General features: G+C 71.7%; 1 protein-coding gene. It reads right to left on the reverse strand.

The features are described from left to right. Positions 1-32: 32 nt before the first annotated feature. Positions 33-26,759, reverse strand: a complete 26,727-nt coding sequence (locus ACWFRB_RS04045; protein ID WP_452639008.1) for a non-ribosomal peptide synthase/polyketide synthase — start codon at positions 26,757-26,759, stop codon at positions 33-35.

Genomic DNA, 26,759 nt, shown 5'->3' on the forward strand with positions numbered 1-26,759 from the left:
GCGTCCCAGCCGCGAGCATCGGCCCGGATCACTCAGGTTCGACGTCCGAGGCGGGCGGCGAGCGCGGGACCGATCGCGGCCAGCGACGACGGTTCGATCATCTCGTTGTGCCCGCAGTCGACGGGGTATTCCTCGATGCGACCCGTCACGAGAGGCCGCCATTCCTGCGCCGACCGGTCGGCTCCCCCGTCCTGCCCGCGCTGCGCCGGGAACACCAGTAGGTCGCCGTCGAACACGGCGGGCACGAAGCGCTGCACCAGCAGCCGCGAGTTCGCGTATCCGTCGTTGATCCGCTCGAGGTGCGCCGCGGTGATCCCCGGACTGCCGAGGAACTCGCCCAGCATGCGCGCCGCGGAGTCGTAGGTCAGATCCCGATGCCGCTCGGGCGCACCGATATCCAGCCCGAGGCCACGCAGCAGGTCCGCGATCTCGAGCCGCCCGAGCAGGGGGTCCGAGCCGTCGTCCGGGTAGCTGTCCATGACCGCCAGCGTCGAGACGGACTCACCTCGGCGCTGCAGCTCGACGGCCATCGCGTGCGCGAGGACGCCGCCGAGGGACCAACCGAGCAGGTCGTACGGCCCCTCGGGGGTGATCGCGCGCATCTCGTCGACGTACCGCCGCGCGAGCTCCTCGATCGATCCGTACCCGGGACCGCCGGTGATCGCGGGCAGTTGCAGGCCGAACACGGGTCGTTCGGCGGGGATGTACCGGACCAGTCCGGCGTACCCCCACGACAACCCGATTCCGGGATGGACACAGAACAGCGGGCGGCCGGTTCCGGTGCCGCGCAGCGGGATCACCACCCGGAGCGCGTCCTCGACACCTGCGACGGCCGGGGTACCGATCCGGCCTGCCATCCCGGCCGGTGTCGGATCCAGGAAGAGCATCTGCAACGAGATCTCCGGTCCGAGCCGTTCACGGAGTTCGGTGACCACGCGGGTCGCCGCCAGCGAGTTGCCACCGTGGTCGAAGAAGCTGTCGTCGGCGCCGATCCGTTCCACCCCCAGCACCGCGGCGAACGCGTCGGCGACCGCCGACTCCACCGGACCGGCAGGCTCTCGGTACGCGACTGACGCGAACGTCGGCATCGGCAGCGCGTCCCGGTCGAGTTTGCCCGTCGGCGTCGACGGGATCCGGTCGAGCACCGTGACCGAGGCCGGCACCATGTGGCTCGGAAGTCGCTGCGCCGCAGCGCGCCGGAGCTCGTCGGGCGCGAGGTGCGAGTCCCCGCTCGCGCGCACATACGAGCACAGCAGCGTGTCGCCCGACGGTCCGATGCGCGCTATCGTCACCGCGAACCCGACGCCAGGCTGCGCGGCGAGCACGGCGTCGATCTCGGCGGGTTCGATGCGGAAGCCGCGGACCTTCACCTGGAAGTCGCTGCGGCCGACGTACTCGAGCGTGCCGTCGGTCCGTCGACGGACCAGGTCGCCGGTGCGGTAGATCCTCTCGCCGTGCCGGCCGAACGGGTCGGCGACGAACCGGTCGGCAGTCAGCGCGGGCCGACGGTGGTAACCGCGGGCGAGGGCCGACCCCGCGACGTACAGCTCCCCCACCACACCGGGTGCCACCGGGTGCAGGCGCGCGTCGAGCACCAGCTCGGACACGCCGCGGATCGGACCACCGAGCGTGATCGTGGCACCCGCGGCCATCGGGCCGCTGATGTTCGACATGATCGTGGTCTCGGTGGGGCCGTACGCGTTGAGCATCGTGCGGTCCGGCGACCACCGCGCCACCAGTTCCCTGGTGCACGGTTCACCGGCGACGACGAGGACCCCGAGCGCGTCGAGTCCGCCGGAATCCACCGACTCCAGCGCGGTCGGGGTGACGAATCCGTGTGTGACGCGACCGGTTTCGAGGGCCGTGGCCAGCTCCGCGCCCCCGAGCACGTGCGGCGGGACCACCACCATGGTCGCGCCCGCGCTCAGCGCCATCACCATCTCGAACACCGATGCGTCGAAGCTCGGGGACGCGAAGTGCAGGGTGCGGGCATCCGGGGTGACATCGAGGCGGATGCGCTCCTCGGCGGCGAGGTTCGCCAGACCCCGGTGGGTGAGCACGACGCCCTTCGGGACGCCGGTCGACCCGGAGGTGTAGATCAGGTACGCGGGGTGGTCGACGCGTACCGGGCCGATCCGCTCGGCATCGACGATCGACGCGTCCGACATGACCGAGACCACCTCCGTCGTGTCGGGATCGTCGAGCACCACCCAGTCGACGTCGTCGGGCAGACGATTCCGCGTCTCGTCGACGGTCACTCCCAGCACCGCGCCGGAATCGCCGAGCATGTGCTCGATCCGCCCGGCCGGGTTGCCCGGGTCGACCGGCAGGAACGCCGCCCCGGTCTTCGCGACCGCCCACACCGCGAGCACCGACTCGAGCGACCTCGACAGGGCGAGCGCGACGTAGCGTTCCGGACCGGCACCGCGGCCGATCAGCATCCGCGCCAGCCGGTTCGACCGCCGATCCAGCTCCCCGTACGTGACCTCGACGCCGTCGCAGGAGACCGCGACCGCATCGGGGTCGCGCCCGGCCCTGGCCAGCAGCTCGGGGAACAACAGCTCCGTGGCGTCAGGGCCGCCGTGCGCCGGGGCGAGGTCGCGCAGGTCGTCGTCGCGCAGGATCCCGATGTCGCCGACCGCGCCGTGCGGATCGGCGAGCGCGGATTCGAGGACCAGGAGGAACCGTTCGGCGACACCGCGCACCGTGGCGGCGTCGAACAGGTCCGTCGCGTACTCGATGCTCCCGGCGATGCCGGCCGGGGCGCCCGAGTCGTCGAACTGTTCGGCGAGCACGAACTCGAGGTCCTCCTTCACCACACCGGAGGGCGTGGCGAGGCCCTCGACCGTCAGGCCCGGCAGATCGAGGCGGGCCCGCGCGTCGTTCTGGAACTCCAACGCCACCTGGAAGATCGGTGAGTACGCCGTCGATCGCGGCGGGTCGAGCGCCTCGACCACCCGCTCGAACGGGAGGTCGGCATGTGCGAAGGCGCCGAGGTCCACCTCCCGCACGGCGGCCAGCAGATCCGCGAACGACTGCGCGGGATCGATCCGGGTGCGCAGCGCCAGTGTCCCGACGAACATGCCGACCAGGTCGTCGAGCGCCGCTTCTCCCCTGCCCGCGACCGGCGTGCCGATCACGATGTCATCGGAGTCGCCGAGGCGGCTCAGCAGCACCGCGAGCGCGGCGTGCACGGTCATGAACACGCTCGTCCCGTGCCGCCGGGCGAACTCCTCGAGCCTGCGGTGCAGCTGCGGTTCGATCGCGAAACCCGTTCGCGCACCGCGGAACGACTGCTGGGACGGGCGCGGTCGATCCGTCGGCAGGCCCAGCAGGTCCGGTGCCCCCGCGAGGGTCGACGTCCAGTGGTCGAGCTGCCGCGCGGCCACCGACCCCGGGTCGTCCGCGTCGCCGAGCAGCCGGCGCTGCCACAGTGTGTAGTCGACGTACTGGACCGCGAGCGGCGACCACTCGGGCGCGCGGCCCGCCGCCCGTGCCGCGTACGCGCGGACCAGGTCCCGGGACAGCGGACCCATCGAGAGCCCGTCCACCGAGATGTGGTGCGCCACCAGTACCAGGACGTGCTCGTCGGCACCGAGCTCGAACAACGCGCCGCGGACCGGCACCCTGGCGGTGACGTCGAACCCCGCGGACACCTCGGCCTGGATCCGCCTGGCGAGCTCGTGCTCGTCCCGGACCGGTACCGGCCGCAGGTCGGGCGCCGCCTCGGCCGCAGGGCGAATCTCCTGAACCGGCCCGTCCGGTCCGGTCGGGAAGACGGTCCGCAGCGACTCGTGCCGGTCGATCACGTCGGCCAGTGCGGTGTCGAGGGCCGGGGCGTCGAGGGCACCCGACAGGCGCACCACCAGCGGGACGTTGTACGCGGGCGACGCCGGGTCGAACTGGTTGATGAACCACATCCGCTGCTGCGCCGCGGACAGCGGGATCACTTCCGGTCGTTCGAGCACCTCGAGCGCGGGACGACCGGACGCCCCCGTCTCCGCATGCTCGATGCGCTGGGCGAGTGCCGCCGCGGTCGGCGCCGCGAAGAGCGCGCGGACCCCAAGATCGACGTCGAGGGTCTCCCGGAGCAGGGCGACCACGCGCGTTGCGGACAGTGAGTTGCCGCCGAGTTCGAAGAAGTCGTCGCCGATCCCCACGCGGTCCACCCCGAGGGCGGTCGCGAACACCTCGGTCACCGCCTCCTCCACGGGATTGGTCGGCGCCAGGAACGCCGTCGGGGTGTGGCCGAACCCGGGGTCGGGCAGCGCGCGCCGGTCGAGCTTCCCGGTGGGGCCGAGCGGGATCTCGTCGAGCACGACGATCGATGCAGGCACCATGAAATCGGGGACCCGCTCGGACAACCGTGCCCGGAGGTCGTCGACGGCGATGTCCAGGCCGTGGACGGGGGCCACATAGGACACCAGCACGGTGTCGCCGCCCGGCCCGGGGCGGCCGAGGGTGGCCGCGAACCGGACGTCGGGATGCGCGGTGAGCACGGCGTCGATCTCGCCGAGTTCGATGCGGAAGCCCCTGACCTTCACCTGGAAGTCGCTGCGCCCGCGGTACTCGAGCTTCCCTTCCGCGGTCCACGCCCCGACATCGCCGGAGCGGTACATCCGCTCGCCGGGCGCGCCGAACGGGTCGGCAACGAATCGTCCGGCGGTCGTGCCCGTCCTCCGGTGGTATCCGCGGGCCAGGCCGGGACCGGCGATGTAGATCTCCCCCTCGACGCCAACAGGCACCGGCTGCAGCCGCGCGTCGAGCACCATCTCGGCGACGCCGCGGATCGGGCTGCCAAGGGAAATCGGCGCGACGTCCGGCACGCAGTCCTCGATGTTCACCACGATCGTGGTCTCCGTCGGCCCGTACCCGTTGACCATGCGCCGCTGTGGCATCCAGTCCGCGATCAGTTCCGGTGGCCACGCCTCGCCGCCGACCATCACGCACTGCAGGTCTTCGAGCCCCGCCGGGTCGATCGAGGCGAGGGCGGCAGGCGTGATGAAGGCGTGGGTGACGCGTTGGTCCTTCAGCACCGCGGCCAGATCCGCGCCGCCGTAGACGGTGCGCGGCACGATCACCATGGTCGCGCCCGCGGCGAAGCACAGCAGGTACTCGAGCAGCGAGACGTCGAAACTGGGCGACGAGAAGTGCAATGTCCTGGATTCCGCGGTCACCGCGCACCGATCCCGCTGCTCGTCGGCATAGTTCCCCAGGCCCCGATGGGTCAGGGTGACCGCCTTGGGCAGGCCGGTGGAACCGGAGGTGTAGATCAGGTACGCCGGATGGTCGATCCGCAGGGGCGTCGTGCGCTCGGCGTCGGTCACCTGCGCCGCCGGACGGGACGCACAGTCCGCGGCGAAGCCGGGGTCGTCGAGCGTCAGCCACGGCACCGTGTCGGGCAGCCGGTGCCGATGCGCCGCAAGGGTCAGCCCGACGCCTGCGCCGGAGTCGGCGAGCATGTGCTCGACCCGCTCCGCGGGATAGTCCGGGTCCACCGGGACGAACGCTGCCCCGGTCTTCGCCACCGCCCACACCGCGAGCACCGACTCGACGGAGCGCGGTATACCCAGCGCCACAGAGGTTTCCGGTCCCGCTCCACGGTCGATCAGTGCGCGCGCCAGGCGATTGGACCGAGCGTCGAGATCCGCGTAGGTGACCTCGTGTCCGCCGGCGACCAGCGCGACCGCTTCTGGACCGCGGGCGGCCGCCTCCGCCAGGATCTCCGGGAGCGTCCGGTCGGCGCTGCGCGGGCCGCCCCGTACCGGCGCCAGCATCAGGCGTTCGTCGGCGGTCAGCAGGTCGAGTCCGGCCAGGCGCCGCAGGGGATCGTCACCGATCGCGCGCAGGACGTGCAGCAGCCGGCGGGCGGCAGCATCGACAGCGGTCCGGTCGAGGAGGTCCGGGTGGAACTTCATCGTCAGGCGCAGACGGTCGGTCGCGGACGCGACCACGCTCAACGGGTAGTGAGCGGCGTCGCGGACCTCGACGCCCTGCAGTCGCATCCCCGCGATGTCGGCGTCCGCGGACAGCGCGCTGCGCACAGGATAGGACTCGAACACGGTCAGCGTGTCGAAGCCTGCGGCCGGTCCCGCGGCGCGCTGGACATCGGTGAGCCCGACGTGATGATGATCGAGCAGCGATGCCTGCTCCGCCTGCACCCGATCCAGCAACGCACCAAGGGTTTCCGCGGCATCGAGTCGGACCCGGACCGGCACGGTGTTGATGAACAGTCCGATCATCGATTCGATGCCGGGCACATGCGGGGGCCTGCCGGACACGGTGGCGCCGAACACCACGTCGTCGCGACCGGTGAGGAGGCCGAGGACGATCGCCCACCCGACCGAGAAGACGGTGTTGAGCGTCAGCCCGCGCTCGTGCGCGAGGGCGCGCAGTCGCTCGGTCGCCGGGCCGTCCAGCTCGTACCGCATGTCCCGCGACGGCGCGGACTGCGCTGTCGCCGTGGACCCGTCGCGGACCAGCAGGGTGGGTTCGTCCGTCCCGTCGAAGGCGTCGGCCCACGCACGCAGCGCCGCAGGCCGGTCCTGCGCCGCGAGCCATGCGAGATAGTCGCGGTGGGGCCGCACCCGCGGCAGCGTGGAGGTGTCGCCGTCGGTCGCATAGAGGACGACCAGTTCCTCGAGCAGCAGCGGCGTGGACCACCCGTCGAGCAGGATGTGGTGGTTGGTCAGGATCAGCCGAATCGTGCCATCGGGCATGCGCACCAGGCCGATCCGCAGCAGCGGCGGCGATGCCATGTCGAACGGTTGGGTGCGGTCCTCGGCCAGGATCTCACCGAACCGATCCGATGCCGCCGGTTCGGTGAACCCGCGCAGGTCGGTCTCCGTCCACGGCGCGGACACCTCGCCGGTGACGATCCGTACCGCCTCCCCGTCCGGCGCGCGTACGAACGCCGTGCGCAGATTCGGGTGCCGGTCGAGCAGACCCTGGACCGCACGATGCAGACGCAGCGAGTCCACCTCGCCGCCGAGCGTGAGGATGAGCTGCACCAGGTACGCGTCCACCGAGGCGCCTGCGAGCTCGGCATGGAAGAACATGCCGCGCTGTATCGGTGTCGGTGGCCACGCGTCGGACAGCGACGGGAACCGGGCCTCGAACCGCTCGACGGCCGTCTGGTCCAGGTGCACCAGGCCCAGATCCGACGGTGTCCGCCCGCCCGCACCCGGCGCGCTCGCCTGCTCGACCACTCCCCGCGCGGCAACGATCCACCCCTGCGCGAGCCGTTCCACGTCCGCGCCATCGAGCACGCGGCGCGGGAAGGACCACGTCGCCCTGATCCGCGGGCCGTCCGGACCGGGCACCGTCACCGCGTTGACGTCGATCGCGAACGCCACCGGCATGTCCGCCGCGACCGCATCGCGCAGTCCGGATTCCGTGACCGGAAGCCAGGTTTCGTCACCGCGCGTTTCGCCGCCGCCAAGCCGACCGAGGTAGTTGAAGCTGATCTCCGGCTCGGGCAACCCGCGCAGCCCGGCCCCGCCTTCGTCGTCGAGGTACCGGAGCAGGCCATACCCGATCCCGTGGTCGGGTACGGCGCGCAACTGCTCCTTGACCGACTTCACCGCAGCACCCGCGGCGGCTCCCCCGCCGCGGGCCTGGTCGATGTCGATGCCGGACAGATCCAGCCGCACCGGGTAGATCGAGGTGAACCACCCCACCGTGCGGGACAGGTCGGCGCCCGGCACCACCTGGGGCTCGCGGCCGTGTCCCTCGAGCGCCACCACGACGTCGTCGGTGTCTACGCCGCGGCCGCGCCGCCAGTGCACGAGAGCGAGGGCCAGCGCGGCGAGGAGTCCGTCCTCGACGACGCCGTGGAACACCCGCGGCACCGTGGTCGTCAGGCCCAGGGTCACGTCGGCAGGCAACTCCACCTCGACGCGCTCGAGGGTGCCCGCGACGTCGACCGACGGATCGAGTTCTCCCGCAGCGCGTCCCACCGATGCTCGGGAGGCTGTCGACAGCCACAGGTCCAGCTCGCCGGTGCGGTCCCGTGCCGCTCGCACGAGCCCGTCCGCCCATGTCCGCATCGAGGTGCCGATCGCCGGTAGGTCCGGCTCCGCGCCGTCCGCGGCCTGCGCGCAGGCGAGCGCGAGGTCGGGGATCAGGATCCGCCACGAGACCCCGTCGATCGCGAGGTGGTGGGCGACGACGAGCAGCCTGGCCGCGTCTCCCCCGACGAGGTGCACGAACTGGATCATGCTGCCGGATTGCGGGTCCAGCAGGTCGGCTGCCGCCTCCACCGCGTCCTGGGTCGCATGGTCCGCTCCTGCGACGTCGTCGAGCGGGACCTGCCGCACGATCGTGTCGGCGGGCACTGCCCCCGGCGGTCGCACCTCGAGCCGCCACCCGGACTCGGAGCGGGCGTCCTGGCGCAGCCGGGACCGCAGCATGTCGTGCCGGTCCAGGACCGCGCCCACCGCACGGGTGAGGGTGTCGCGGTCGATTCCCGCTGGCACCGCGAGCAGAACCGACTGCGAGTAGCGGCGGAAGTCGCCACCGCGGCCCGTGCCCGCGCGTTCGAGCAGCCACCGCATGATCGGGGTGAGTGGGACGTCGCCGACGCCGCCGCCCGGCAGTTCCGGTAGCACGACGACGTCGTCGACGCCGGTGAGCTCGGCGAGACCGGCGAGACCGGCGACGGTGCGGCACTCGAAGACGTCGCGCGGCGTGAACGTCACCCCCGCGGCCTTCGCCCGCGACACCAGCTGGATGGACATGATCGAGTCGCCGCCGAGCCCGAAGAACGAGTCCTCGGTACCGACCGCCTCGACACCGAGAAGCTCCGCGAACAGTCGCGCAAGCAGGCGTTCGGTCCCGGTGCCGGGTGCTCTCCCGCCCACGGTCCCCGGCCGCGGCTCGGGGAGTGCGGCGCGATCGAGCTTGCCGTGCGCGGTGATCGGGAACTCCGCGAGGATCGTCGTCACGGACGGCACCAGGTATCCGGGCAGCCGACGGGCGACGGCCTCGGTGACCGAGGCCGGATCGAGGGCGGCACCGGACTCGGGGACCACGTAGGCCACCAGGCGCGCGGCGCCGTCGGCAGGCCCGGGACGCGCGAGCACCACCGCGGACGCGACGCCGGGAACCGCGGTCAGCGCCGACTCGACCTCCCCCGGCTCCACCCGGAATCCCCGGATCTGGACCTGGGAGTCGCTGCGCCCCAGGAACTCGAGCTCGCCGTCCGAGGTCCAGCGGGCCCGATCGCCGGTGCGGTACATCCGCCCCGCGGGTCCGAGCGGGTCGGCGACAAAACGTCCCGCGGTCAGCCCTGGCCGTCCCCGGTATCCCCGCGCCACCTGCGCGCCCGACACGTACAGCTCGCCCGCCACCCCGAGCGGCGCGGGACGCAGCCGCTCGTCGAGCACCCACACCCGCACACCCGGTAGTCCGCGACCGATCACCGATCCGGTGGAACGCGGCCCGGTGACCGCCGCGACGTCGATCATCCGCCACGTCACGTGCACGCAGGTCTCGGTGATACCGAACATGTTCACCAGAGCAGGCGCGGTGACGCCGTGCCGCTCGACCCAGCCCGCGAGGCGGGCCAGGTCCAGCGCCTCGCCGCCGAACACCACCCAGCGGAGCGCGAGGGTGCCCTCGTCGGCCGCGGCATCGGCCTGGGCGAACTGGTAGAACGACGAGGGCGTCTGGCTCAGCATCGTCACCGACTCGGCCACCAGCAGGCGGCGCAGCACGTCCGGGGAACGCGCGGTGTCGTGCCCGACGACGACCAACCGGCCGCCGAACCCCAAGGCCCCCCAAAGTTCCCACACCGCGAAGTCGAACGCGAACGAGTGGAACATCGTCCACACATCGTCCGCGCCGAAGCCGAGCGCGGCGCGGGCGCCGGTCAGCAGCGTCACCGCGTTCCGATGCGTCACCGCGACACCCTTGGGTCTTCCGGTCGAACCCGATGTGTAGATCACGTAGGCAACGGAATCCGCGTGCAGCGGGCCCGTGCGATCGGCGTCGGTGACCGGCGCTGCGCTCAGGGAGTCGAGCCGCGCGCGCATGTCCTGGTCGTCGAGACGCACCACGGGTGTACCGGCGACCGGGTCCACCGGCACGCTCGCGTCGACCAGCACGCAGGCCGGTGCCGCGTCGCCCAGCAGGAACTCGATGCGCGCCGCCGGATACGACGGGTCGACCGGCAGGTAGGCCGCGCCCGATCGCGCGACCCCGACGAGTGCGGCCACCAGGTCCGCGGAACGTCCCATCATCACGGCGACCATCGACTCCTGGCCGATGCCGCGGTCGATCAGCCAGCGCGCCAGCCGGTTCGACCGCGCGTCGAGCTCGCGGTAGGTCATCCGCTCGTCCGCGGCGACCACCGCGACCAGGTCCGGATCGGCGGCGGCGGCCGCTGCGAACAGGTCCGGCAGGGTCAGATCTGACGGCACCGCCGCCACCGGGCTGGACGCGCGCTCCGCCGCCTCCTCGCGCGCGAGCACACCGGCGACGTCGATCTCCCCGACCAGGGCGTACGGATCGGCCGCGACGGCCGCGAGCACGCGGCCGAACATCGCCGCGAGCGCCGTCGCGGTGGGTTCGTCGAACACGTCGGATGCGAACAGCAGCTCGCCCGTCAGTCCCGCCGGGGCCCCGGCTTCGCCGAACCGCTCGCCGATCCCGAACTGGAGGTCGAACTTCGCCTCGCCCATCTCGACGTCGAGTACCTCGGCCGTCAGTCCCGGCAGCCGGACGCGGGGTTGCTCGACGTTGCGGAACTCGAGCATCACCTGGAAAAGCGGTGTGTGCGACGTGGATCGCGCCGACGCCGACCGCTCCACGAGCTGCTCGAACGGCACGTCGGCGTGTGCGAAGGCGTCCAGGTCCGCATCCCGCGTCCCGGAGAGCACCGCGGCGAAGGAGTCCGCCGGTTCCACCGCGGTGCGCAGCACCAGGGTGTTCACGAACATGCCGACCACATCGTCCAGCTCGGCCTCGCCGCGCCCGGCGACAGGGGTTCCGACCACGACGTCACGTCCGGCTCCCACGCGGGACAGCAGCACCGCGAGCGCGGCGTGCACCACCATGAACACCGTCGAATCGTGCCTGCGGGCGAGTTCGACGAGCCCGCGGTGGACGCCGGGATCCACCGAGAGCGCCACCCGCCCACCGCGCGTCGAGCGCCGGACCTCGCGCGGGCGATCCAGCGGCAACCCGGTCACCGGCGGCGCCCCCGCCAGTCGGTCGTCCCACCAGGCGAGTTCGCGGGCGACGCGCGAATCCTTGTCGTCCCGGGAGCCCAGCATCGAGTGCTGCCACACCGCGAAGTCCGCGAACTGGACCGGCAGCGGCCCCCAGTTCGGTGCGCCGCCGCCGATCCGCGCCGCGTACGCCGTCGCGACATCCCTTGCCAGGGGTCCGATCGAGAATCCGTCGGCCACGATGTGATGGACCACCAGCACGAGGAGGTGGTCGTCCGCCGCGGTGCGCAGCAGCCGCAGCCGAACAGGAACCTCCTGCGCCACATCGAATCCCTGGTGCACTGTCTCGGCGACGCGGGCGGGCACTCCGTCCGCGGCAACCGGTTCCGGCGTCAGGTCGCCGACCACACCGGGCGCGGGAACCGTCACCTGGGACGGGCCTGCGGCCGAGGACGGGAACACCGTCCGCAGCGATTCCTGACGCTCCACCACGTCGACCAGCGCACGCCGCAGGGCGTGCGCGTCGAGGCTGCCCGAGAGCCGCAACACCATCGGCACGTTGTACGCGGCCGACGCCGGATCGAACTGGTTGACGAACCACATGCGTTCCTGAGCAGGCGACAACGGGATTCGGTCGGGCCGGGTACCCGTGCGCAGCTCGTCGCCCGCCGGTGCGGTGGCGCGTACGCACAGGGGCGCGAGCGCCGCCGCGGTCCGGCACTCGAACAGGTCCCGCACCCCGATCCTGCTGCCGCGCGCGCGGTTGATGCGGGCCACGGCCCGCGTCGCGCTGAGGGAGTTGCCACCGAGCGTGAAGAAGTCGTCGTCGACTCCCACCCGCTCGACGCCGGTCACCTCGGCGAACACTGCGACCAGACCGGCCTCGGTGGAGTTGCCCGGCTCCCGGAATCGCGGTGTCAGCGAGTCGAAATCCGGTTCGGGCAACGCGGCGCGGTCCAGCTTGCCCACCGGGGTCAGCGGTATCGCGTCGAGCACCATCACCGTCGTCGGCACCATGTGCATCGGCAGGAACAGGCCCGCGTGGTCCGTCAGGGCGGCGACGTCGACGCCGTCCGCGGAGTTCGGCACGACATACGTCACCAACAGCGGGTCGCCTGCTTCCCGTGGCCGCGCGACCGTGACGGCGAACCCGACCGCCTGGTGCGCGGCGAAGACCGCGTCGATCTCCCCGAGCTCGGTGCGCAGTCCCCGCACCTTGACCTGGAAGTCGCTGCGGCCCAGGTAGTCGAGCGTTCCGTCCGGCCACCACCGGACGACGTCACCGGTGCGGTACATCCGGTCGCCCGGCGCGCCGCGCGGGGCGGGCACGAATCGCGACGCGGTCAACGCGGCCCGGCGATGGTATCCGCGGGCCAGCCCCGCTCCCGCGATGTACAGCTCTCCCGGCACCCCGGCGGGGACCGGGCGCAGGAAGTCGTCGAGGACGAACACGTCGGTGCCGCGCACCGGGCTTCCGATCGGCACCTTCGCCCCGGGCACCAGGGGTGCGCTGATCGTCGTCAGGACCGTCGACTCGGTCGGCCCGTATCCGTTGAGCATCGTCCGGCCCGGCGCCCAGTCGGCCACCAGTTCCGGACCGACGGCGTCGCCCGCGACGACCAGCACGTCGAGGGCATCGAGATGATCGGGGTCGACGGTGGCGAGCGCGGCCGGTGTGATGCAGACGTGGGTTATCCGCTCCCGGCCCAGGAGGCTGCCCAGATCGGCACCGCCGTACACGTGCGGCGGCGCGATCACCAGGCACGCCCCCGCCGTGGCGGCCTGCAGCAGCTCGAGCACCGAGACGTCGAAACTCGGTGAGCACACGTGCAGGCAACGCGCCGTCGCCGGGATCACGTAGCGGTCGCGCTGCGCGGTGAGCAGGCTCGACAGGCCGCGGTGGGTGACGCTCACACCCTTCGGCAGGCCCGTCGATCCCGATGTGTAGAGCAGGTACGCAGCGTCTTCGAGGCGCAGGGCGCCCGGCCGCTCGGCCTCGTCGACGGCATCCGCTGGGAGGGCGGCGAGGTCCGCCGCGCATCCCGGATCGTCGAGTACGAGCCAGTGCACGGAGTCCGGCAAGTTGCCGCGGTCGGAGGCGAGCGTCAGTCCCACGGCGGCGTCCGAGTCGGTGAGCATGTGCTGGACGCGGGCACGCGGGTAGGTCGGATCCACCGGTACGAACGCCGCGCCGGTCTTCGCCACCGCCCACACGGCGGTCACCGACCGCGCCGAACGCGGCAGGGCGATCACCACCGCCGCGCCCGGCCGCGCCCCCGCACCGATCAGATACCGCGCCAACCGATTCGACTCCGCGTCGAGGTCCCGGTACGACAGCCGCGCGTCCACCGAGTCCACCGCGACACCGTCGGGCAGGATCGCGGCTGCGGCGACGAGGATCTCCGGCAGCAGGAGTGGCGGGCTCGCCGGGCCGCCACGGATCGGCGCGGCGGTCTCGTGCCCGGACAGCAGGTCGACCCGGGCGACAGGGTGCGCCGTCTCGTGCGTCACGGTCGCGAGCGCACGCCGCAGCCGATCGGCTATCGAGTCCACCTGGGCCGGGTCGAGCCGGTCCGGTCGGTACTTCAGGAGCAGCCGCAGGCGGTCGTCCACGCTCGCCAGCACGGTCAGCGGGTAGTGGGTGGCGTCGAAACCCTCGACACCCGCCACCCGTAGGCCGGCGATGTCGGTGTCGCGCGCGAGCGCCGAGCGGTCGACGGGGTACGACTCGAAGACCGTCAGGGTGTCGAACGTCGCCCCCGGGCCCGCCTCCCGTCGGATCTCGGCGAGCCCGATGTGATGGTGGTCGAGCAGCGCCGCCTGCTCCGTCTGCACGCGACTGAGCAGATCACCGACGCTTTCTCGGGGATCGAACGAGATCCGGACCGGCACGGTGTTGATGAACAGTCCGATCATCGCCTCGATCCCGGGCACCTGCGGGGGACGGCCCGACACCGTCGCACCGAACACCACATCGGTGCGGCCGGTCAGTGCGCCGAGCACCAGCGCCCAGGCGACCTGCACGACGGTGTTGACCGTGACCCCGTGCTCCCGGGCCGCCGCCACCAGCGCCACGGTCTCCTCGGCGGACAGGGTCAGCGTCGCCTCCCCTGGTTTCGCTTGCGTCACGACGCTGTCGTCCCCTGGTACCAGCAGGGTCGGCCCGTCGGTGCCCGCGAGGGCCCGGCGCCACTCCGCGACACCGGATTCGTGGTCCTGCGCGGTCAGCCACGTCAGGTAGTCGCGGTAGTCGCCCGTCGGCGCCGACGTCGGCTCCCGGTCGGCGGCGTACAGGGTGAGCAACTCCTCGAGCAGCAGCGGTGTCGACCAGCCGTCCAGCAGGATGTGGTGGTGGGTGAGCAGCAGCCGATGCTCCTCCGCTCCCGTCCGGACCAGTGTGAAGCGCAGCAGCGGTGCGCGGTCCATCACGAACGGCGTCGACCGATCCTCCGCGAGCAGCTCCCGCCAGCGTTCCCGACCCGCCGACCCGTCGAGGCCGGACAGATCGATCTCACTCCACGGCAACGAAACACGACCCTCGACGACCTGGTTCACCTCCCCCGCGTCGTCCTCGACGAAACACACCCGCAGGTTCGGGTGGCGATCGAGCAGGGCCCGCGCGGCCCGGCGCATCCGCTCCGGCGACGGCCGGCCCTGCAGATCGACGACGAGCTGGACCGTGTACGCGTCCACCGATCGCTCCGCGAGGCGGGCGTGGAACAGCAGTCCCGACTGCAGCGGGGTCAGTGGCCATACGTCGGTCAACCCGGGTCGCCGTGCCTCGAGGGCGTCGATCGCCGCCTGGTCGAGGGGGACGAGATCGAGATCAGACGGGGTGAGCCCGCCCGCGCCGGGAGTGTGGGCGTAGGCACCGAGTGCACCCAGCGCGCTGTGCCAGAGGTCCACGAGCCGGTGCACGTCGGCGGAATCAAGGACTTCGCTCGGGAACGTCCAGGACGACTGCAGGACATCGCCTCCCGGCCGCGGTACGAACCCGACCGCGATGTCGACGACGGCCGTCACGGGCATCTGCGGATCGTGGGCGCCGCCGAGCCCGTACCGCGGGGTGGGCAGCCACGCCTGCGGATCGTCGCCCGCCCCCGCGGTGATCCTCCCCAGGTAGTTGAAGACGATCTGGGGCTCGCGCCACCCGCGCACCCGCGCCCCCGATTCCCCTACGAGCCCACGGAGCAGCCCGTAGCCGATCCCCCTATCCGGGATTGCCCGCAGTTCCTCCTTCACGAGCTTGACCGCCGCACCCGCAGCAGCTCCCCCGGCGAACGCCTCGCCGAGGTCGATCGACGACAGATCCGGGCGCACCGGCGAGAGCGTCGTGAACCAGCCGACCGTGCGGGTCAGATCCGCGCCGGGCACCGCCGACTCCTCCCGCCCGTGCCCCTCGACGCCGAGCAGGACGTCGGACCGATCGACGCCCATCTCGGCGCGCCAGCGGACCACCGACATGGCGAGGGCCGTCAGCAGCCCGTCCAGCACGTCGGCGCGGAGCGACGCAGGCAGCGCGGAGATCAGGGCCTCGGTCACTTCGGGGGACGCCTCGCCGGTCAGCACCTCGCTCGTGGCCGCGACATCGCGTACGGGATCCAGCGGTCGCGACCCGATCGCAGGGTCGTCGCCATCCAGGATCCGCTCCCACATCGGCAGCTCGGCGACCCGCTGAGGGGCAACATCTTCCAGCGCGAGCGCCCACCGGCGCATCGACGTGCCCACCGGCGCCAACTCGGGCACCCGTCCCTCCGACGCCTGCGCCCACGCGGTCGCCAGATCCGGTACCAGCACTCGCCACGACACGCCGTCGACGACGGCGTGGTGGACGACCAGCAGCAGCCGTCCGGTGCCGGACGGTCCGTCGAACCACACGACCTGCACCATCGTGCCCGCCGCCGGATCCAGGCGGTCGGCTGCGGCCTGCGCCGCGGCGGAGGCGCGCACGTCGAACGCCGCGTCGTCCACCGAATCCACCTCGATCCGCGTCAGCACGTCCCGGGCCGTGACGCTGCCGACGGCGGAAACCGTCATCCTCCAGCCACTCTCCGTACCACTGTCGCGTCCCAGTCGGGCCCGGAGCATGTCGTGCCTGTCGAGCACGGCCTGCACCGCGACCTCGAGCGCGACCCGGTCGACTCCGTCGGGCAGCGCCAACAGCACCGACTGGGAGAACCTGTCGATCCGGCCGGCGCTGTGGTCGAGCATCCACGCGAGGATCGGGGTGAGCGGGACCTCCCCGACACCGCCGCCGGGCAACTCCTCGAGTGTCGCCTGCCGGGTCACGGCGCGCGAGTCCGCCACCGTAGCGAGCCCGGCGACGGTCGGGTGATCGAACACGTCACGGGGCGTGAGGGACAGCCCCGCCGCCTTCGCCCGCGCCACCAACTGGATGGACATGATGCTGTCGCCGCCAAGGGCGAAGAACGAGTCCTCCATCCCGACCGCGTCAAGGCCGAGTACCTCCGCGAACAGCAGGCCCAGGTTCTCCTCGGCCGCGCCGGACGGTGGCCGGCCGATCGACACCTCAGCCCCGAGATCGGGCGTGGGCAGTGCCGTCCGGTCGATCTTGCCGTGCACGGTCATCGGCATCTCGGGCAGCACCACGATGTGCGCGGGAACCATGTAGACGGGCAGCCGTGCCGAGAGGGCCTCGTGCAGACGCGCCGTGTCCACCTCCGCCCCTGCGGCCGCCACCACGTACGCGATCAGCAGGTCTCCCCGCTGCCCGACCGCGCGCACGTCGGCCACCGCCTGACCGACGGATCCGGCTGCCGTCAAGGACGATTCGACCTCACCGAGCTCGATGCGATTGCCGCGCACCTTGACCTGCCGATCGCCGCGACGCAGGCAGACCAGCTGACCGTCTGCGGTCCACCGCACGAGATCCCCCGTGCGGTACATCCGCTCGCCGGGTGGCCCGCCGGGTTCGGCGACGAACCGGCCGGACGTCAGCCCCGGACGTCGGTGGTAGCCGCGGGCCAACGCCGGGCCCGCGAGGTACAGCTCGCCGAGCACCCCGACCGGCACCGGCTGCAGCCTGCGGTCGAGCACTCGCACGCGGAATCCCGGTGCCGGGCCTCCGATCGTGACGGTGTCGCCCGGGGTCAACGGATCGCTGATGCTCGCCGCGATGGTCGCCTCAGTGGGACCGTAGCCGTTGTGCATCCGCCGTCCAGGAGCCCAGCGGGCCACTAGGTCCGGCGGGACGGCCTCGCCGCCGGCCACCACACACACCAGGTCGTCGAGTCCGGCCGGCTCCATCGCGGAGAGCGCCGTCGGGGTGATGAAGCAGTGGGTCACGCGTTCGGCCGCGAGCAGCTCCCTCAGCTCGTCACCGCCGTACACGGTGGGCGGCGCGATCACCAGAGTCCCTCCCGCACCGAACGCGAGGATGAAGTCGAGGATCGAGGCATCGAAGCTGGGCGACGTGAAGTGCAGTGCCCGGGAGTCGGGCGTGGTCCGGCAGCGCTTGTGCACGTGGTCGGCGAACGGCGCGAGTCCGCGGTGGGTGATCGTGACGCCCTTCGGGATTCCCGTCGAGCCGGAGGTATAGATCAGGTAGGCCGCCTGGTCGAGCCGCATCCAGGCGGTCCGATCGGTGTCACGGATCGGCGGGACGGCGGTGCGGTCGCCGGTGAGGCTGTCGGCGTCGATCGTCCACCAGCGCGGCACGTCGGGCAGTACGTCCCGGGACTGCGCGATCGTCAGCCCGAGGACGGCACCCGAATCGCCCAGCATGAAGGCGATCCGGTCCACCGGGTGCGCCGGGTCGACCGGAACGAAGGCGGCCCCGGTCTTCGCGACCGCCCACATGCCGATGAGGTACTCGGCGCTGCGCGGCATGCCGAGCGCCACCACGGAATCGGGTCCGACACCCACGTCGATCAGGCTGCGGGCGAGCCTGGTCGACGCGCGATCGAGGTCGCGGTAGGAGACCTCGTGGCCTTCGAACCGGATCGCGGGCGCATGCGGATCGATCGCCGCGCCTGCGGCGAGCACGGCGGCCAGCGTGCGCGGCGGTGCGCCTGGTTCACCCTGCACGGTCGTGAGCGCAGTGCGCTCCGCATCATCAAGGATGTCGATGTCCGCCACCGGCATGTCCGGGGACCTGGTCACCGCCTCCAGGATCCGCACGAACCTGTCGGCGAAGGTCCGCGCCGTGGCCTCGTCGAACATATCGGTGGCGTACACCAGACCGGCGGCGATTCCGGCTGCGCCACCCGTGGCGTCGAACTCCTCGGCCACCGTGAGCTGCAGGTCGAAGATGGCGGGCACGTCGCCGGAATCGATCGCCTCCACCCGAAGGTCCGGCAGCGCGAGATCCGGCCGCGCGATGCTCCGGAACTCGAGCATCACCTGGAATAACGGCGTATGGGCGTGTGAGCGGGGCGGATCCAGCGCCTCCACAACCCGTTCGAACGGGATGTCCGCGTGCGTGAACGCGCCGAGGTCGGTCTCCCGGGTCCGGCGCAGCAGCTCGCCGAACGAGCACGCCCCGCCGAGATCGCACCGCAGCACGAGGGTGCCGACGAACATCCCGACCATGTCGTCGAGAGCCGCGGCCCCGCGGCCCGCGATCGGGGTGCCGATCGCGATGTCATCGGTGCAGGCGAGCCGGGACAGCAGGGTGGCCAGTGCCGCGTGCACCACCATGAACACGCTCGCATCGCGGCTGTGGGCGAGGGTGATCAGCCTCCGGTGCAGGTCTTCGTCGACCGTGAACGCGACGCGCCCACCGGACTGCGAGCGGACCTCGGGCCTTGGCCTGTCGCTCGGCAGATCCAGTACCTCGTCCAGGCCCGCAAGCGTGGTGGTCCAGTAGTCGAGCTGACGGGCGAGCGGGGACGACGCGTCGTCCTCACTGCCCAGCCATTCACGCTGCCACAGTGTGTAGTCCGCGTACTGCGCGGTCAGCGGCGGCCACTGCGGCGTGCCGCCGTACAGGCGCGCGGCATACGCGGCGGCCACGTCCCGCGCCAGCGGGTTCAGCGAGAAGCCGTCCGCGAGGATGTGGTGCAGCACCACGGTGAGCACGTTGTCAGTCTCGTCGGCCAGGAACAGGATCGCCCGCAGCGGAATCTGATCCGCGACGTCGAAGCCCCGTGCCGTCGCCGCAGACATCCGGGCGTGCAGGTCGTCCGCACCGCGTACCCGGATGACCTCGAGTCCGGGCTCGGCCAACTCGGCGGGCAGGATCTCCTGGCACGGTCCGTCGTCGGTGAGCGGGTAGACCGTGCGCAGGGATTCGTGTCGGGCGATGACGTCTCCCAGCGCGGCCCGCAGCGCTGGGACGTCGAGGTTGCCCGACAACCGCAGTGAGAATGAGATGTTGTAGGCCGGGGACTGCGTGTCGTACTGGTTGACGAACCACATCCGCTGCTGCGCAGGGGACAGCGGGATCCGCGCCGGCCGGGCCTGCGGGATCAGCGGCGATCGGTGCACCCCGCTGCCCTCCCCGCCGACCCGCCGGGCGAGCTCGGCGACGGTGGGTCCGTCGAAGACGTCCCGGATGCCGAGCGCGGCGCCGGTCGCGTCGTTGATCCGGGCCACCAGCTGCGCCGACACCAGCGAATTGCCCCCGAGAACGAAGAATCCGTCGGCGACACCCACCCGGTCGACACCGAGCAGGTCGGTGATCACGCCGGCCACGATCTCCTCCACCGGGTTTCGCGGCGCGACGTAGGAGCGCGCGGCGGCACCGGGGACCGGCAGGCTCGCGCGGTCGAGTTTGCCGTGCGCGGTGACCGGAAGGCGGTCCAGGATCAGCACCGTCGACGGCACCATGTAGCCAGGAAGGAACTGCGCGACGGATGCTCTCACCTCGTCCGGATCGAGGACCGCGCCGCCGTAGGGCACCGCGTACCCCACCAGCTGGATCCCGACGGGTCCCTCGTCCGCGACCACCACCGCAGACGCCACCCCCGACGCGGCCGCGATCGCGGCCTCCACCTCCCCCAGCTCCACCCGGTAGCCGCGTACCTGCACCTGGTGGTCCCTGCGGCCGGCGTACTCGAGCGTGCCGTCCATCCGCCACCGCCCCAGATCGCCGGTGCGGTACATCCGGGTGCCCTCCCTGGACGGGTCGGCGACGAATCGCGCCGCGGTCTCCCCGGCGAGACGTGGATAGCCCCGCGCCAGCTGGGTGCCGGACACGTACAGCTCGCCGACCACACCTGGCGGAACGACGTGGAGCCGCTCGTCGAGCACGCGCACCCGCAGCCCCGGCAACGCGCTGCCGATCGACGCTCGACGACGGGCCCCGGGCGCCCCGGACAACGGGCCGTGGGTCACGTGCACGCACGTCTCGGTGATCCCGTACATGTTCACCAACTGCGGTGCCGAGTCCCCTCGGCGAGAGAACCATTCAGCGAGCAGCCCCGGATCCAGCGCCTCCCCACCGAAGATCACGTACCGCAGGTGCAGCACTGCGGCGTCCCCGGCGTCGGCCCGTGTCCGCTCGGCGTGGGCCAGCTGGTGGAAGGCACTCGGGGTCTGGCACAGGACCGTGACCGCCTCGTCCTGCAACAGCTGCAGCAGCTCGTGTGGCGAGCGGGCCGTGGTCTGGTCGACCAGCACCACGGTGCCGCCTTGGATCAGCGCACCCCACAACTCCCACACGGCGAAATCGAAGGCATGCGAATGGAACATCGTCCACACGTCGTCGCCGCCGAATCGGAACAACTTTGCCGTGTTGGCGAACAGCGTGGTCACGCTGCGGTGCGAGACCGCAACTCCCTTGGGCCGACCGGTCGACCCGGACGTGTAGATCACGTAGGCGAGCGAGTCCGGGTACAACGGCGCGGTCCGGTCGGCATCGGTCACCGGTGCCGGTGACAGCTCGCCGATCGTGGTCGTCACTCCGGGGTCGTCGAGGTCGACAACCGGAATGCCGGTGCGGCGCAGGGCCGAACCGTTCGCGCCGCCGTCGACCAGGACACACGCCGGTGCGGCGTCGGCGAGCACGTAGGCGATGCGATCCTCCGGATAGTCCACGTCCACGGGGACGTACGCGGCGCCTGCGGTGAGGACCGCGAGGAGGGCGACCGGTAGGTCGTCCGAACGCGTCATCGCGACCGCGACCAGTGACCCAGGCCCAACTCCCCGGCCGATCAGCAAGCGGGCCAACCGGTTCGCACGCGCCGTCAGCTCCGAATACCGGATGCGGGCCGTGCCTGCGACGACCGCGCACGCGCCGGGGGCGCGTGCCGCGGCGCGTGCGAACAGCTCCGGCAGTGTGGTCGGCGGCACCGCACGTCCGGACCACTCCCGTGCGACGAGGGACCTCTCCTGCTCGTCGGTGATCTCGATGTCGCCAACCACCGCGCCCGGATCGGCGGCGGCAGCGGCCAGGATCCGCACCAACCGGTCCCCGATCCCGGCGACCGTGGCGCGGTCGAACAGGTCGGTCGCGAACCGAAGGGCCGCAGACAGTCCGGCGGCGCGACCGGAGTCGTCGAATTGTTCCCGCACGCTCAGCTGGAGATCGAACTTGGCGACACCCGGATCCACCTCGACCGCCTCGGCGGACAGCCCCGGCATCGTCACCGTGGTGGGCTCGCCGTGCTGGAACTCGAGCAGCACCTGCACCAACGGTGCGTGCGCGGGAGATCGGTCCGTGGCGAACTCGTCGACCAGCCGCTCGAACGGCAGATCGGCGTGGGCGATCGCTCCCACGTCGGTCTCGCGCACCTGCGCGAGCAAATCGGCGAAGGTTGCCTCGGGCCGGACGGCGCTGCGCAGCACGAGCGTGTTGACGAACATGCCGACCAGCTCGTCCAGTTCGGGTTCGCCGCGACCGGCGACCGGCGTCCCCACGACGACGTCGGGCCCCGCGCCGAGCCGGGCGAGCAGCACCGCGAGCGCGGCGTGCAGGACCATGAACAGCGTGCAGTCGTACCCGCGCGCGATTCGGAGAAGGTCACGGTGGATCCCGGCGTCGACGTCGAATTCGATCCGGTCGCCGGACGCGGTCGGGCGCGTCGACCGGGGGCGGTCGTGCGGCAGCGAGATCGCCACCGGGAGGTCGGCCAGCCGGTCACCCCAGTACGCCAGCTGCCGGGCGGCCAGCGACCCCGGATCTTCCTCAGCGCCGAGCAGTTCGCGCTGCCACAGGCCGTAGTCGGCGTACTGGACGGGCAGCGGGTCCCACTCGGGCACGCTCCCGGCCACCCGCGCCGCATACGCCACCGCCACGTCACGGGCCAGCACCCCGGCGGACTGCCCGTCCGCCGAGATGTGGTGCAGCACGACGGCAAGGACGTGTCGGCGCGAGCCGGTCCGGAACAGCACGATTCGCAGCGGAACCCGTTCGCGGACATCGAATCCGTCGGCGGCCGTCGCCGCGACCGCCTCCCACACCTGCTCCGGGTCCACGACGACGGGTGTCAGGTCCACCGCCGCGTCCGCCGCAGGCACGATCACCTGGTGCGGTCCACGCGCGTCGGAGGGGAACATGGTCCGCAGGGCCTCGTGCCGCGCGATCACGTCACCCAGCGCCGCCTGCAACGCCGCACGGTCGAGCTCGCCCGTCAATGTCACGGCGAACGGGATGTTGTAGGCAGGCGACGCGGTGTCGAACTGGTTCACCAGCCACATTCGCAGTTGCGCAGGGGACAGCGGCAGCCGGTCCGGGCGGTCCCTGGCAACCAGCGCGGGCCGGTCCTCCGCCGGCCGACCGAGATCCGCGCCCTCGAGGATCCGGTCGACGTGGTGCGCCAGTTCAGCGACGGTCGGTTCCGCGAACAGCTCGCGCACGCTCAGCTGTACGGGCAGGGCGGCATTCACCCGTCCGATCACCCGCGTGGCGACCAGGGAGTCGCCGCCGAGGTCGAAGAAGTTGTCGTCGGCGCCGATCCGCGCGCAACCGAGCAGGTCCGCGAACGCCGCCGCGACCGCCTCCTCCGTCGCGGTGTGTGGCGCCCGGTAGTCGGCCGTGGTCCCGCCCGGGTGCGGTTCCGGCAGTGCCTTCCGATCCAGCTTGCCCGCCGGGGTCAGCGGCACGCGGTCGAGGACGACGATCGTCGCGGGCACCATGTGCGCCGGCAGCGACGCGGCGGCGTGAGCGAGGAGCTCGGCCTCGTCGATCTCGGCGCCTGCCTCGGGCAGCACATAGCCGACCAGCACGACGTCGCCGGAGGGACGGGTGTGCCCCGCGGTCGCCGCGTACGCGACACTCGGATGCGCCAGGAGCACGCTGTCGATCTCGCCGAGCTCGATCCGGAAGCCGCGGATCTTGATCTGGAAGTCGCTGCGCCCGAGGTACTCGAGTTCGAGCGATGCCGTGTCGGGCGTCCCGTCGCGCGTGCGAGCGATCCACCGCACCAGGTCGCCGGTCCGGTACATCCGTCCGCCGCGGGCGCTGTACGGGTCCGCCACGAAGCGTTCCGCGGTCTGCCCCGGCCGGTGTCGGTAGCCGCGGGCCAGTCCGTCGCCCGTCACGTACAGCTCCCCGACCGCACCAACCGGCACCGGCTGCAGTCGCCGGTCCAGCACCATTTCACCGCACCCGCGAGACGGTCCGCCGACCGTGACGGGGGCACCTGGCCGCAGCTCGGCGCTGATGCCTGCGACCACGGTGGCTTCGGTGGGGCCGTACGCGTTGAACATCCGGCGACCCGCGCCGGCCCACTGCCGGACCAGTGCGGGCGGGCAGACGTCACCACCGGTGACCACGCACCCGAGATGATCGAGCCCGGCGGGGTCGACGGACGCCAGCGCCGCGGGGGTGACGAACGCGTGTGTGACCCGCTCACGGCGTAGGACGTCCGCCAGTTCCACGCCGCCGTACACATCCGGCGGGGCCACGACCATCGTCGCGCCGGACCCCACCGCCATCAGCAGCTCGAGCACGGACGCGTCGAAGCTGGGCGAGGAGAAGGACAGGGTGCGGGAGTCCGCGGTGATCGCGAACCGTTCGCGTTCCTCCGCGGCGAGGTTCGCCAGCCCGCGATGGGTCACCACCACTCCCTTGGGCAGGCCCGTCGACCCGGAGGTGTAGATCAGGTAGGCGACGTCGTCGAGGTGGGCCGGACGGGTCGCCGCGGCGAGGGAGGCCGTGGGGTCGGGCGTCTCGATCGGGTCGTCGAGGACCAACCACGTGGTGGTCTCGGGTAGCCGGCCGCGGTGCGCCCGGACGGTCAGACCGAGCGCGGCGCCGGAGTCGGAGAGCATGTACTCGATCCGGTCCGCCGGGTAGTTCGGGTCGACGGGCAGGAATGCGGCCCCGATACGAGCCGCCGCCCATACCGCGGTCACCGCTTCGACCGATCGCGCGATCGCCAGGGCCACAACGGAATCCGGACCGATACCGTGATCGAGCAGGCGCCTCGACAGCCGGTCGGCGAGTTCGTCGAGCTCACGGTAGGAGAGCCTGCGCCCGTCGGCGACGATCGCCTCGTGGTCCGGATTCGCGGCCACCGCGTCGGCGAGGATCCGGGCGAGTGTCCGCGGGGCGACGTCGGCCGGACCCGCCACCGGGGTCAGCCCCGCTGTCTCCGCGGCGGTCAGGATGGGTACGTCCCCCACCGGCCGATCGGGATCCGCTGCGACCCCGGCGAGCAGCCGCTCGAACCGATCGATCAGCGAGGTCACGGTCTGTTCGTCGAGCGCGGTGTTGTCGTAGGTCAGTCGCGCGTCGATACCGGCGGGTGTGCCCTGCGCGGTGAAATGCTCGGTTAGGTCGACCGTGAGTTCGGTTGTCTCCGGGGCGACCGCGGCGGACTCGGTGGTGTGGACGTCGATTGTCACCCGCGGACGGGGCGCGCCGAGCGTCTGGATGACCCGCTCGAACGAGATCTCCTGGTGCGCGAAGGCGCGGTGCTCACGTCTGCCCGTCTCGCGCGCCAGGGCGGTGAACGCGGCGGAGGTGTCGATCGGGGTGCGCAGGGCCACGGTGTTGCGGGTGGGGGCGGTGGCGGGCCGGTCCGGTACCGGAGCGGCGACGACGATGTCGTCGGTGTCGGTGAGCCGGCTCAGGACCGCGGCCAGTGCGGTGTGCAGCATCGTGAACGGCTCGATGCCGAGGCCGTGGGCGAGCGCCGCGGCCGCGGTGTGCAGGTCGCGGTCGAGCACGCGCGTGACCGAGCCCCGTCCGGTCCCGACGGGTCGCGTGGGGCCTGCGCGCGGCAACGCGACCGAATCCGGCTGTCCGGCCAGTTCCTGCGTCCAGAACTCCAGTTCGTCGTTCTCGCGCAGCATGCGCGCCCCGATCCGGGCGGACTCCGCATGGATGTCTGCCAGCACCGCTGTCGGCTCGGCGGCGAGCAGTGCCTCGACGAGTTCGACGAAGCGCCGGTGATGGGTGCGCAGCTCCGCCTCGCCGTATCTGTTGGGGTTGCCGCGGAAGTCGACGAGGGCCCGGGCGGGTGAGCCGCTCTGGTAGATGTTGACCAGCAGGTCGTTCACGGGTCCTGAGGTCACGATGCGGTACTCGCCGACGATCGGCCCGAGGGTGATCTCCTGGCGGAAGAGCATCACGTTGACCATGGGCCCTGACAGTCCCTCCCGCGCGCCGGTCAGCCCGGCGTCGCGACGGATGTCCTCGACGCTGCACCGCTGGTGGCGCAGGGCGCCCATCAGTTCCAGCTGCACCCGCCTGACGAGTTCGGCGACCGTGTCGTCGGGGTCGACCGTGATCCGGAGCGGTGCGACGTTGACGAGCATGCCACCGGAATGCTGCAGCGACGCAGTGGTGCGCGCGGACACCGGCATGGTCACCAGGACGTCGCGGCTGCCCGTCATCCTCGACAGGTAGCAGGCGAACCCCGCGATCAGAAGCGCCGCAGGTGTGGCGCCGATCCGGGCGTCCGAGGAATTCAGCCGATCGAGTGCCGTATCCGTCAACTGTGCGCTCTCCAGCCGGCTACGGGCCGCTGCCGGGCCGTCCCGGCGTGCGAGCGTGGAACCCGCCTCGATCCCCCGGACGTGCTCTGCCCAGTACTCGCGGTCGACCTCGAACCGGCTCGACGAGCGGTACGTCTGGTCCAGCTCGTAGAGCGCGTGCAGATCGAGGGCCCGGCTCGGTTCCGGTTCGACTCCTGTGAACGCGGCGGTGTAGAGGGCCGCCACTCGGTTCAGCATCGTCATCCCGCTGTAGCCGTCCAGCGCGACGTGGTGGATTCGCGTGTACCAGAGAAAGTCACTGTCGCCGAACTGGAGGATGGTCATCTCCACCAGTCGGTCCCGCGTCAAGTGGATCGGGGTGACGTAGTCGTGGTCGATCCACGCGTGCGCCGCACCGAGCGGGTCCTGCTCCCGCCGGAAGTCGAACAACTCGATCGAGGTGTCGATCGAGTGATCGACCACCTGGCTCGGCTCTCCGCCGGTGTCCACCAGACGCAGGAACGGCGATTCGTACTCACGAGCCGCGGTCACCGCAGCCGAACGCAACAGGTCGAGGTCGATGTCGCCGTGCAGTTCCACGTACTGCGCAATGAAGATGGGCGCCGCCGGATTGAGTTGCTGACCGAACCACACACCCCGCTGGACCGCCGACAGCGGGAACGCATCCGACGAAGTGCTTCGAGCGGCGGTCCGCAGCCGCTCGACGCCTTGATCTAGATCATTCGATGATCGATCTTTCAT

The organism is Rhodococcus sp. NPDC055112 (assembly GCF_053607505.1).